The sequence below is a fragment of the Pseudomonas sp. CM27 genome (assembly GCF_013179515.1).
In the GTDB taxonomy this organism is placed as follows: Bacteria; Pseudomonadota; Gammaproteobacteria; order Pseudomonadales; family Pseudomonadaceae; genus Aquipseudomonas.
In genome coordinates, this window is the sequence record NZ_JABMCN010000185.1 from 1 (window position 1) to 12,085 (window position 12,085).

Annotated in this window: 10 protein-coding genes and 1 pseudogene; 2 read left to right on the forward strand and 9 right to left on the reverse strand. The window is 64.0% G+C overall.

Annotated elements, in window-relative coordinates; translation table 11 throughout:
* From HP547_RS20710 to HP547_RS29720, 5 genes and pseudogenes are all read right to left on the reverse strand, one after another.
* A partial coding sequence (locus tag HP547_RS20710) for an MFS transporter (RefSeq protein ID WP_172287303.1) occupies positions 1–395 on the reverse strand: 395 nt, incomplete at its 3' end.
* Positions 385–1,530, reverse strand: coding sequence for an HlyD family secretion protein (locus HP547_RS20715; RefSeq protein ID WP_172287304.1), 1,146 nt, complete (start codon positions 1,528–1,530; stop codon positions 385–387). The genes HP547_RS20715 and HP547_RS20710, both read right to left, overlap by 11 nt.
* 159 nt (positions 1,531–1,689) lie before the next feature.
* Positions 1,690–3,108, reverse strand: coding sequence for an efflux transporter outer membrane subunit (locus tag HP547_RS20720; RefSeq protein ID WP_172287305.1), 1,419 nt, complete (start codon positions 3,106–3,108; stop codon positions 1,690–1,692).
* 99 nt (positions 3,109–3,207) lie between these two features.
* On the reverse strand, positions 3,208–3,918 hold the full coding sequence (locus HP547_RS20725) for a helix-turn-helix transcriptional regulator (RefSeq protein WP_172227982.1): 711 nt from the start codon (positions 3,916–3,918) through the stop codon (positions 3,208–3,210).
* Positions 3,919–4,128: 210 nt separating this feature from the next.
* Positions 4,129–4,251 (reverse strand): annotated as a pseudogene (locus HP547_RS29720) (GNAT family N-acetyltransferase); the annotation flags it as partial.
* A gap of 255 nt (positions 4,252–4,506) precedes the next feature.
* Here HP547_RS29720 and HP547_RS20730 point away from each other — a divergent pair.
* Positions 4,507–5,433, forward strand: coding sequence for a LysR substrate-binding domain-containing protein (locus tag HP547_RS20730; protein WP_172287306.1), 927 nt, complete (start codon positions 4,507–4,509; stop codon positions 5,431–5,433).
* Between the two features lie 101 nt (positions 5,434–5,534).
* On the opposite strand, the gene HP547_RS20735 is transcribed toward HP547_RS20730, so the two are convergent.
* From HP547_RS20735 to lysA, 4 genes are all read right to left on the reverse strand, one after another.
* Entirely contained in the window at positions 5,535–8,021 is a 2,487-nt protein-coding gene (locus tag HP547_RS20735) for a TonB-dependent receptor (protein ID WP_172287307.1), read from the reverse strand.
* 113 nt (positions 8,022–8,134) lie between these two features.
* Positions 8,135–9,070 (reverse strand): FecR domain-containing protein, encoded by a 936-nt coding sequence (locus tag HP547_RS20740; protein WP_172227978.1) that lies wholly within the window; start codon positions 9,068–9,070, stop codon positions 8,135–8,137.
* A 5-nt stretch (positions 9,071–9,075) separates the two neighbouring features.
* Complete coding sequence (locus HP547_RS20745; protein ID WP_172227976.1) at positions 9,076–9,576, reverse strand: sigma-70 family RNA polymerase sigma factor; 501 nt, start codon at positions 9,574–9,576, stop codon at positions 9,076–9,078.
* A gap of 139 nt (positions 9,577–9,715) precedes the next feature.
* Positions 9,716–10,948 carry a diaminopimelate decarboxylase gene (lysA, locus tag HP547_RS20750; protein WP_172287308.1) on the reverse strand — a complete coding sequence of 411 codons (1,233 nt, stop codon included), beginning with the start codon at positions 10,946–10,948 and terminating at the stop codon, positions 9,716–9,718.
* 122 nt (positions 10,949–11,070) lie between these two features.
* Here lysA and HP547_RS20755 point away from each other — a divergent pair, with 122 nt between their 5' ends.
* Positions 11,071–11,976, forward strand: a complete 906-nt coding sequence (locus HP547_RS20755) for a LysR family transcriptional regulator (RefSeq protein WP_172287309.1) — start codon at positions 11,071–11,073, stop codon at positions 11,974–11,976.
* Positions 11,977–12,085: the final 109 nt, after the last annotated feature.

Sequence of the window (12,085 nt, forward strand, 5' to 3'; positions counted from 1 at the left end):
GCCGGCAGCTCGGTGATGATCAGCTGGAATGACAGCGGGATCAGTACGGCTCCCGCAGCCCCCTGGACCACCCGGATGGCAATCATCGCTTCCAGGCTGGGCGCCCACGAGCAGGCCACCGAGGCGAGCAGGAAGATCAGCGAGCCGGTCCACATCACCCGGCGCAGCGAGAACACTTCCACCAGCCAGGCCGTCAGCGGAATCATCACGATTTCCGCCACCAGGTAGGCGGTGGAGATCCACGAGCCTTCCTCGAAGCTGGCGCCTAGCGAGCCTCGGATTTCTGGTAGCGCAGCGCTGGTGACATGCACGTTCATGCCGGCCATGAAGCAGCCGAACAGGCCCCCAAGCACTGCCACCCAGGCGCGCAGCGAGACGGTTTGCTCAGTGCGCATCGGCAACCTCTGCAGGGCGGGTGTCGACCGTGCTCACTACCGACATGCCGGGGAGTACTTTTGGGCCCTGCAGCGGTGTGTCGAGCAAAATGCGCACCGGGAAGCGCTGGACGATCTTGGTGAAGTTGCCGGTGGCATTGTCCGACGGCAGCAACGCGAAGACATTGCCCGAGGCGGGAGAGAAGCTGGCCACATGGCCCTGCAGTGGCTGACTGGCAAAGCTGTCTACCCGTATTTCTACCGGTTGCCCGGGGCGCATGCGGGCCAGTTGGGTTTCCTTGTAGTTGGCCACCACATAGGCTTGCTGCAGGGGTACGACTGCCAACAGCGGCTGGCCCGGCACCACATACTGGCCGGCGCGCACGCGGCGTTGGCCGACCACCCCAGTGATCGGCGCGCGGATCACGGTGTCCTGTTCGTCCTGCTCGGCCAGCTGTCGGTGGGCCTGAGCGCGGGTCAAGGCTGCCGCGTGCTGATGCAGTTCGGCGTCAGCCTGGGCTGACCGGGCCTTGGCCATGGCCAGCTGTGAGCGTTGCTCGCGCAGCGCGGCCTGGGCGGCTTGCAGTGCGGCTTGCGCCTGGGTGGCACGGGCGCTGGCGGTTTCCAGGCGCTGCACGGTCGCAGCGTCGTCACGCACCAGGCCACGATAGCGTTGCATGTCCAGTTCAGTCCGGTGTTGTTCAGCGGTGGCGCTGCGCACGGCCGCTGCAGCCTGCAGGATGGCTTGTTGTTGCTGGTAGATACGCTCGTTCGCCACCTGTCGGCTGGCCTGGGCGGCTGCCAGTGCCGCCTGTGCCTCGGCCACGCCGGCACGGGCGTGGTCGCGGCGCGCGCGGTAGTCGCGGTTTTGCAGGCGCACCAGTACATCGCCGGCGTTCACGGGCTGGTCGTCAGCTACTTCGACCTCGGCCACGTAGCCGGCCACGCGTGGGCTCAGGGCTACCCAGTCGGCGCGGATGTAGGCATCGTCGGTGGTCTCCAGGTAGCGGCCGGTGGTGAGCCAGTAGCTGGTGAAGGCCAGCAGGGTGATCGCTGCCAGGCTGCCGCTGGTGATGCAGGCCAGGCGGCGACGGGATCTGGCTTTTGTCTGTTGTGCAGTTTCGGCTGGTGCGGTTCGGTCTAAGGCGACATTCATGTTCGGTTTCCATTATTGATATAGGGGCTGCTAGGCAGCCCATCGCCGGCAAGCCAGCTCCCACCTCGACCGTGTTGACCTCAGGTGATGTGCAATCCCTGTGGGAGCTGGCTTGCCGGCGATGGGGCGCGCAGCGGCCCCATGGATTTTTGCTGCGGGCTACCACCGCCCGCCCAAGGCACGGAACAGGTTGACCTGTGCCTGCGCCAGTCGCCCTCGGGCCTCGACGTGGCTGGCCCGCAGGCGGATCAGTTCCCGCTCGCTGTCCAGCATGGCCAGCCCGTCAACCGTACCGGCGCGGTAATTGCCCTGGGCGAGGGCAAACCCACGCTGGCTGTGCACCAGCGCCGTATCCAGTGCCTGCAACCGCTGACGTTCACCGTCGTATCTGGCCAGCGCCTGGCGTACGTCCTTCAGCGCATTCAGCGCCACGCTGTGGTAATGGGCTACCTGCGCCTGCTGCAACGCCTCGGCCTTGCCAACCCGTGCCCGGTTGGCCTGCATGTTGGGGAACTCCCAACGGATCAGCGGGCCAATACCGAACATCACCGCGCGGCTGTCGCCAAGGTTGGCAAGGTGATGGTCCGAGGACGTCAGCGAGGCGCCGAAGCTGACCTTCGGGTACAGGTCGGCCCGGACGATGTCGGTTTCCAGGCTCGCGGCCTGCAGCTCGCGTTCGGCCTGGCGCACATCCGGCCGGCGCTCGAGCAAATGCCAGCCATCGCCAGCCGGCAACGGCAACGACAGCGTGGGGATGGCTGGGCACGTTGCGGTTTCGGCCACCGAGGCATGGCCGCTCAGCATGCTCAGCTCGTAAAGCGCCATCTGCCGCCGCGCGGCGAGCATCGGCAGCTGCGCCCGCGCCTGCTCGCGCAAGCCCGACAGGCGTTCGCTGTCGAGCGCTGTGGCCACGCCCGCCCGGTGCTGGCGTTCGCTGAGCTGCACGCTGCGTTCGAGGGTTTGCAGCGACTGCCTCGCCTCGACCAGGCGCGCGGCATAGAGGCACTGGTCGAGGTAGGCGCGGCTGGTCTGGGTAACCACGTGCAGGCGCATCAGGTCCCGTGCTGCGGCACTGGCGTCGGCTTGCGCCCGGGCCCGCTGGATGGCGGCGCGCACCTGGCCCCAGACATCCACCTGGTAGGCCAGCTCGATGCCTGGGTTGAATTGCCATTGTGATGGCGCGTGGCTGTCGGTCGCTTCGGCGAGGGTCTGGTCATCGGTGCTTTTGCCGTAGGTGGCGGCAAAGCCTACCGAAGTCGATGGCCAGCGCTGCGCACCAAATTCGCCGATACCGGCCAGCATGGCCTGCACATTGGCTTCGGCCTGTGCCAGGTCCTGGTTGTGGGCCAGGGCTAGCTGTACCCAGCGGTCGAGTTGCGGATCCTGGAACAGCGCCCACCAACGTTGCGGCAATGGCTGCCTGCTGACACCGGCCGGTGCGTTCGCCAGCGGGTTTGCCTGCAACGCTGCGGGTGGCTCGGCAAGGGTTGGTGGCCGGGCGCAGGCGGTCAACATGCAGAGCATGCCGATCGCGGCGCCGAACCGGGCAGGGAAGGGGAATGATTGCAGTAAGGGCATCACGAATGTCGCTCAAGGGTCGTGATGCGAGGTTAGCGAGGGCGGGGGTGACGGCGCTGCCGCAAGCGGGACAACCTTGCGCGCAAGTGGGACAACAGTTCAGGAGTGGCGCATGGCGCCGTTCTGCCAGTCACTGGGGGCGTAGCCGAGGATGCGCTTGAACATGGCGGCGAAGGCACTGGCGCTCTGGTAGCCGTGCTCCAGCGCTACGTTCAGGATCGGTTTGCCTTCAGCCAGGCACTGCTGACTGAGCATCACCCGGGCGCGGGCGCGCCATTCGCCATACGACATACCCAGCTCGCGCTGGAACAGTCGCGCCACGCTGCGCGCACTCATGTTCAGTTGTGCACCGCATTGTTCCAGGGTCAGGTCCTGGGCCGGGTCTTGCAGAAAGCGTTCGCACCAGGCGCCAAGACGAGGGTGCTGCGGCGTGGGCACAAAGGCATCGATGCGCCTGGCGGCCGCCAGTTCGCAAAGGATCAGCGCCCGTGCGTGCTCGCCATCACGCAGGTCCAGCATGCGCGAAGCGGCCAGGACCAGTTCGCGCAGCAGGCCGGATACCACGATCACCTGGCAGCGGTCGATGCCGGCGTCGAGCAGCAGGGTGCGCATGCACACCACGCCTTGCATGCGGACGGCATGGCTGACCCCGGCCGGCACCCATAACGCGTGCCCACCAGGGATTACCCAGTTGCCGCCCTCGCTGCTGACCCGCATCACACCGCTGGCGGCATACACAAGCTGGTCTTCAGCGTGGCAATGGCTGGCAATTTCATCGCCGTGTCGGTAATCCATTCCCAATGCTTGCATGCAGTTCATCCTGTTTATTGGATCCAATTATATGGCGTTGGGTGGGTGCCGGGTTGCGAAAGGTGGCCTAGACATGAACTGCCCTGAACAGATATTGCTCTACTTCGACAATTCATGGCGAATGATTGCTTTGATCTTTGTTTAAGAGAAGTAAATGGGCTGTAACGACCAGATTTAGACATCGTCCCAGCAGTACGCTTTCCCCCCTGTTCATGCCTCGGAGGGAAGGTTCATGTGCAGCAAGGGGAACGGACGGCCTTCGCCGTCCAGCGGCGAGCGGCCGGTCTGGATGAAACCGTAATGCTGATGGAACCCCACGGCCTGAGGGGTTTGCGTAGATCGAGAGAGCCGCGTGATCCGTGTGGGAGCGGATTCACCCGCGAATGTGGTGGCGGAGACAACGGTGAATGCCCAAGGATAGTGGCCGGCAGGTCCGGCCTCTTCGCGGGTAAACCCGTTCCCACAGGGATCGCGCACGCATCAAAAATTTTGCGCAAGACAGCGCGCGGCTCCAGGGCCACGTGGACCTTGTGGGAACATCGGTCTTGTGCAAAATCCCTATGACAAGAACTCGGGCCGGGAGCGCCAATGAACCGAAACGAACTGCGCAAAGCCGATATCAACCTGATGGTGGTGTTCGAAGCCCTGATGCAGGAGCGCAACCTTACCCGTGCCGCCGAAAAGCTGTTCGTCGCCCAACCCACGGTCAGTGCTGCGCTGGCCAGGTTGCGCACGATGTTCAACGACCCGTTGCTGATCCGCGTGGGCAACCGCATGGAGCCCTCGGCCAGGGCCGAAGAGGTGATCAGGCTCCTGACCCCGGCACTGGACGCTATGTCCATCGCCCTCAGCATGACCCACGACTTCGATCCGTTGACCAGCAAGATGACCTTCCGGATCGGCCTGTCCGACGACGTCGAGTCGGGGTTGTTGCCGCCGCTGCTGCGGGCGCTGCGGGTGGAGGCGCCGAATGTGGTCGTGGTTGTGCAGCATGTCGATTATTGGCGTATCCCGGACTTGCTGGCCGCAGGCGATGTAACAGTCGGGATCAGCCAGACCAAGGGGCTGCCGGCCAATGCCAAGCGCAAGGTACTGCGCACCATGCAGGGCCGTGTCGTGCGCGCGGACAAGATAGCCACGCCACTGACCCTGGATGAGTTCTGCGCCCGCCCGCACGTTCAGGTATCGCCAACCGCCAATACCCAAGGGGTGGTCGATGACTGGCTGAAAGAGATCGGCCGCGAACGCAAGGTGGTGCTGTCGGTGCCCCAGTTCAGTTCGTTGCCGGCAATTCTGGCCGGGACTGACCTGCTGGCCTGCTGCCCGGACTATGCCGCGCACGGCATGGAGCGCTGGGGAAACCTGCAGGCCGAGCAACTGCCGTTCGAAACCACGGCACTGGAACTGGCAATGGTCTGGCTTGGTACCACCGACAGCGACCCAGCCGAGCGCTGGCTGCGCAGCCGCTTGCAGCAATACATGGGCGGCGAGCGTGAAGTGGCGAACGGACTCTAGCCGCGATCATCGTGCAACTGTTCCACAGCTTTCCTCAGATAAAGCAACGGAGTGATGGTGCAAGACGGCGATGGGCCGCAAAAGCGGCCCCTGCTTTCTGGTTAGAACGTGCCTTGCAAAGTCACCATGAAGTTGCGCGGTTCGCCATAGAAGTTGCCCCAGGATGGCGCGCCGATGGTGGCGTAGTACTTCTTGTCGAACAGGTTGTTGCCGTTGAGGGCGACAGTCCAGTTCGGGTCGACGCGGTATTGCACGCGGCCATTCCACACCGTGTAGCCCGCCTGCTCGACGCGGGTAGTGCCGGTGGTACGGAAGTTATCGCTCTGGCTGTTCAGGCCGGCACCGAGGGTCCAGCGTTGCAGCGCACCGTCCAGCTGATAGTCACCCCACACCTTGAGCATGTGCCGAGGGATGAAACTGGAAGTGAAGGTCAGCTCGGTGGGGTCAGTATCTTCGATGGTATTCAGGTACTTGGTCTGGGTGTAGGTGTAACCCGCCAGTAGCTGCAGGCGCTCGATGGGCGAGCCGCTGATCTCGGCCTCGAAACCCTGGGCGCGCACCTTGCCGCTGTCGGTGTAGCAATAGCCATCGCCTGACGGGCAGGCGTCGTTGAAGTCGCTTTCTGCGCGGTGTTTCTCGAGGGTGCGGAACAGGTTGAACGAGGTGTTCAACGCACCATTGAGCAACTCGCCCTTGATGCCGATCTCGTAGTTGGCACCGGTCTTGGGCTGCAGCGACTGCCGCTCGGCGTTCACTTTGTCACTCTGCGGCTGGAAGATGTCGGCGTAGCTGGCATAGGCGGTCCACTGGCCGTTCAGGTCGTACAGTACGGCGGCGAACGGCGTGACCTGGCCATTTTCCTGGCTGCGGTTGTTCACCCAGTAGTCCCAGGCCGCGGTATAGGAGTCGCTCTTGTTGCGGTACCAGCTGACCCGCGCGCCCAGCACCAGGGTCAGCGGCTCTGCCAGCTTCAGGCGCAGGTTGGTGTAGGTGCCGTACTGGGTGGTGGTGGAATCGGTTGGCACGCTGCCACCGCGGCTCGGGTTGACCAGATAATCGGCCTTGGAAGGGCGGGGGAAGTTCGAGGATGGGTTGAACGGATCCTGCTTGCCGTCCAGCAGTATAAGTGCGAAGTAATCATGGGTTTTCTGCCGGCTGGCGTTGGCGCCGACGATCAGCTCATGCTGTAGGCCGAACGCCTCGAACTTGCCATCGACATAGCTATCGAAGCCGTAGTCGTCCTGGTCGTAGTCGAAACGACCGGCCCGCACGTTCATGCTGGCGGTGCCGGCGCCGACCGGTACCGTACCTTCGGAGTAGGCGTATTCGATGTCCTGGGTGTTGTGGGTATAGATCGAGGCGAAATTCAGCGTCCAGTCATCGTTGAAGCGGTGCTTGAGGTCGGCAAAGCCGGTGATGCGCTGGCTTTGCAGGTCGTTCCAGCTGGCGCCCAGGCAGGTGGAACGCGACAGCTTCAAGTCACTGCCATCGGCGTATCGTGGCAGGCCGGAATAGCACGGGGTGGCATCGGCATCCTCGTAGGCCAGGCCGGCGCCAAGGGTGGTGTCGGCGGTAATGTCCCAGTCGATGGCGCCATACAATATCTGGTCCTGGCGCGTGGCCGTGTCGTAGAAATACTGGCGGTCCTGAAGCGTTGCCACGGCGCGACCGCGCACGCTACCCGATTCGTTGAGCGGGCCGCCCACATCGACCTGCCCGCGGTAGTTGTCCCAGCTGCCGGCAGACAGGGTGACGGTGGTGGTGGCCTGTTCCTGGCCACGCTTGCGTACGAAGTTGACGCCGCCGGCGGATGAACCGGAGCCCTTCATCATGCCGGCTGCACCCTTGAGAATTTCGACCCGGTCGTAGAACGCCATGTCGCTGGAAAAGCTGTTGGCCTGCACGTAGTTGCCGCCTACGTCCAGCGGCACGCCGTCATACTGGTACTGGCCATCCAGGTTGAAACCGCGGGAGTAGAAGTACTTGCCGCCCATGGGCGAGTCGTACACCGTGATGCCGGGGGTTTTGTCCAGCACCTGTTCCAGCGTGTTGAGGTTCTGGTCGTCGAGCATCTTGCGGGTCATCACGGTGACCGACTGCGGGGTTTCCTTTAGCGTGTGCACGCCCTTGCCGATGGTGACGGCATGCGCGGTATACGATTGGGTGCCCTCGCTGGTTGCATCCAGCCGGTTGGCGTCGATGTTCAGTGGCCCCAGTTCCATCGCCGAACCGTTGTCTGCGGGTACCAGCACATAGCCGCCATTGCCCTGGCGGTGCGCCTGCAAGCTACTGTTGCCCAGCAGGCGAACCAGCCCTTCCTCGACGCTGTAGCTACCCTCCAGGCCTGCGCTGCTCAGGCTGCGCGTCTGGGTGGTGTCGAACGAAATGGTCACGCCGGCCTGCACGCCAAACTGGGTGATGGCATTGCCCAGTGGGCCAGCGGGGACGTGATAGGCGGTCTGGCTGTGGGCCATGGCCAGGCCAGGCATCAGCAGCAGGCCCGGTGCGCCGGCCAGGGACATGCCGAACAACACCAAGCGCACGGCCTGGCTCAGCTTGGTTGCAGGGGTGGGGTGCAGATGGGGCATTGCGTGATCCTTCCGTGTCATGGCAGAAAGTCGCTGTCGTCGCGGCTTGTGTCAGGGACGGGCGAGAATCGAAATCAGCAAGGTGTGGGTGAAGTTTTTTTTGCGGCTGTTGCTCAGGCAGGTTCCACGCTTGCCCAGTAACGGCTGAGGTAGCGCACTTTCACCGGCAGGGTTTTCGGCAGGTTGGCCAGTGCAATGTCGGTATCGTCGATGCGGAATGCTCCGGAAATGCTCATGGACCGGATCGAGGGTGCGCAGCGCAGCACTCCTTGTCGGTAACGCGCCAGTTCTTCGACAAAGTCGCCCAGGTGCCAGTCGTTCACGCTCACCATGCCTTGTACCCAGGCGGTCGAATTGACGGGCAGCGCATGGGTGATGGCGAAGTCGTCGCGGTCATAATTTACCTGCTGCCCGGCTTGCAGTCGCAGCACCCGCTCCGGGTGACGCTGCGGGCGTACATCGACAGCCGCTTGCAGCACGCCCACGCGCGTTTGCTGCGCAAGTTTGCGAATGCTGAACTCGGTACTACGGGCGAGTACGCTGCCGTCTTCGGTGTGCACGATGAACGGGCGCTGTTCAGGGGTAATGGTCGGGCGAACGAGTATTTCCCCATGGTACAGCTGGATTGCCCGCACTTTTGCGTCGTAGCGCACATCCACCGCAGTGTTCACGTTCATTTCAAGCTGCGAGCCATCATCCAGCTGCAAGCTGCGCCGTTCGCCGCCGCGGGTGTGTTGCTGGGCCAGCAAGGCGCGATAGGGCACCTGCTCGGCTGCCAGCCAGCCACCGCCGCCCATGGCCAGCAACAGGCTCAGCACCTTCAGCACATCGCGCCGCTGTGCCTGTGCCGCGCCCAGGCTGGACAGCGCCGCCTGCGGCGGCACCATGGCCCACTGCAGTTGCAGTTTTTCTACCCGCGCCCAGGCGGCAGCGTGTTGTGGGCTTGCCTGCAGCCACTGGCGCCAAGCTTGGGTGCGCGCCTCGTTGCTGGCGCCATCGTTGAGCTGCACATACCAGGTGGCAGCGGCTTCGAGCGTCTTGAGATCCATCGTCCTCAGCCTTCGACTGCCAGCAGGCAGCGGGTCATTGCCTTTATCAGATGGTTCTTCACGGTGGTAACCGACACGCCGAAACGCTCGGCAGCAGCACCGTAGGTCAGGCCTTCGAGTTGAACGGCGAGGAAGATGGCGCGGGTGTTGGCGCCGAGTTCGTCAAGCAGGCTGTCCACGGCTACCAACATTTCGATGATCGACAAGCGCACTTCCGGCGATACCTCTACCGGTTCCGGGCGCAGGGCCAAGGCCTGCAGGTAGGCCTTTTCGATGGTGCGGCGGCGGGCTTTGTCGATCAGCAGCGAGCGGGCGATAGCGCTGAGGTAGCTGCGCGGCTCGCGGATCGGCAGCTGGTTGCGGGCGGTCATTACCCGCAGGAAGGTATCGTGCGCCAGGTCGGATGCATCGGCGGCATTGCCCAGGCGGGCGCGCAGCCAGCCCTTCAGCCAGCCGTTGTTTTCACTGTACAGCTGGTGCAGGGTCTGAGGATCGAGCGTCGACATGCGTCAAGACCGCAATATGAATGGGAATTGATCGCATTGTTGCCATAGAGGGGTCTGATTGCAAGCAGGGTTTGCGCTGTACCTGTGGGAGCTGGCTCGGCGGCGATGGGCTGCTAGGCAGCCCTCATTGGTGCGCTGCCTAGAAACCCGCTTCCAGCGCTAGCAGGTCCTGCACGGTCTGCCGCCGGCGGATCATGCGCAGCGCGCCGTTCTCGATCAGAAACTCCGGCAGCAAAGGTCGGCTGTTGTAGTTCGACGACATCGACGCCCCGTAGGCACCGGCATCGTGAATCACCAGCAGGTCACCCACCTGCGCCTGGGGCAGGTCCTGTGGGGTCAGTTCCTGGTCGTCCTGGGTGAACACGTCTCCCGACTCACACAGCGGCCCGGCCACCACGGTCGGTTGGCGCGGGCGGTCCACCGGCTGGCCGTTGGCGTCGAGCAGGGTCATGCCATGGTACGCACCGTACATCGCCGGGCGCATCAGGTCGTTGAAGCCGGCATCGATCATCACGAAAGTATTGCGCCCCACCTGTTTCACGGCACGCACCTCGGCCACCAGGTAGCCCGACTCGGCCACCAGGAAACGCCCAGGTTCGATCTCCATGCGCACGGGGTGGCCCAGCATGGCTTCGATTTCCTTGCGCGCCACCGCCCAGGTCTGCGCGTAGCGTTGCAGGTCGACCGGCTTGTCGGTGCTGCGGTAAGGGGTCGAAAGCCCGCCGCCGATGGAGAAGGCTTCGATGTCTACGCCCAGGCGGCCGATCAGCTCGATCATCGACCGGGCTACCTGCTCCAGGTGTTGGTAATCCACCCCGGAGCCAATATGCATGTGCACGCCGACCAGGTGCAGGCCGTGGGTTTTGATGCAGGCCAGCGCCTCGTCCAGTTCTTCATGCCAGATGCCGTGCTTGCTGTTCTCGCCGCCGGTGTTGGTCTTGCGGCTGTGGCCGTGGCCGAAGCCCGGGTTGATGCGGATCCAGACGCGGTGGCCGGGGGAGCGTTCACCCAGCTGGCGCAGCATGTCGATGGAGCCGGCGTTGACTTCGATCTTCGATTCCACCACCCGCTCCAGGGTTGGCCGGTCCAGTGCATCGCAGGTCAGCACCACGCCAGCGGGGTCGCCGTCCACGCTGGCACCGGCGGCAAAGGCCCGCTCCATTTCACCCAGCGACACCGCGTCCAGCACCAGGCCATGGGCGCGCATCAGGCGCAGCACGTGCAGGTTGGGGTTGGCTTTCTGGGCGAAGCGTACGGTGTCGAATACCTTCAGTTGTTCAACGCGCTTGGCGATGGTGCTGGCGTCGTAGGCCCAGAGGGGCGATCCATGTTGATGAACCGCCGCGGCCAGGGTCGTGAAGGGTGCAGTCATGCTGGCATTACTCGTAGTGGGTAGATGTGCAGGATGCGTGAAAGAGCGGATTCAGAAAAATAGCTATTTTTCTAATCGCCATTCATATCTGATATACCCATCGTTGTTGCGCAGGTGTAGCCGTGAAACTGTCCGTCCGCCATATCGAAGTGTTCCGCGCCATCATGGCCGCTGGCAGCGTCACCGGCGCGGCGCGGCTGCTGTTCACCTCGCAGCCCACCGTCAGCCGAGAGCTGGCGCGGCTGGAGCAGGTCACCGGCCTGAACCTGTTCGAGCGCGAGGGCGGGCGCCTGGTGGCAACCGCCCAGGCGCTGCTGTTGATCGAAGAGGTCGAGCGCGCCTATCTCGGGCTGGAGCGCATCGAGCGCTTTGCCCAGGCCATCCGCAATTTCGAGCAGGGCCGGTTGGCCATCACCTGCCTGCCGCTGTTTTCCCAGACCCTGCTGCCCAAGGCCTGCCAGCGCTTCCATCAGCAGCACCGCGGCGTGAGCGTGAGCATTTTGGCGCAGGAGTCGCCGTTGCTGGAGGAGTCACTGGTTGCCCAGCAGCATGACCTTGGCCTGACCGAGGTCGAGCAGATACCGCGCGGCGCCTACGGCGAGCTGCTGTTCAGCGCCAACATGGTCTGTGTGCTGCCCCATGGGCACCCGTTGCAAGCCAAGGCTGAACTGGAATTGAGCGATTTCCATGAAGTGGACTTCATCAACCTGGCCAGCCTGGACACCTACCGCCAGCGCCTGGACCAGCACTTCCGTGCGGCGGGGGTGAACCGCCGCACGGTCATCGAGACCACCAGCGCCGCGTCGGTGTGCGCCATGGTCAGGCAGGGCCTGGGGGTGGCGATCATCAACCCGCTGAGTGGGCTGGAGGCCGCGCAGGGCGGTTTGCCGATCCGCCGCTTGCGGGTGTCGGTGCCGTACCAGGTGATGCTGATCAGGCCCGACCACCGGCCGGCTTCGGCGGCGGTGGAGCCGTTTTGCGATGCGTTGCGGGTGCAGGCTGAAGCAATGCAGGCAGCATTGCGCTAGCGCCTGGCTCGGCTCAGGATTTTGTGCTGTCTGTACCGTCCTTATCGCCGGCAAGCCAGCTCCCACAGGTACTGCACATGGCTTGGGGCAGCGGTGGTCGGTGTGGGAG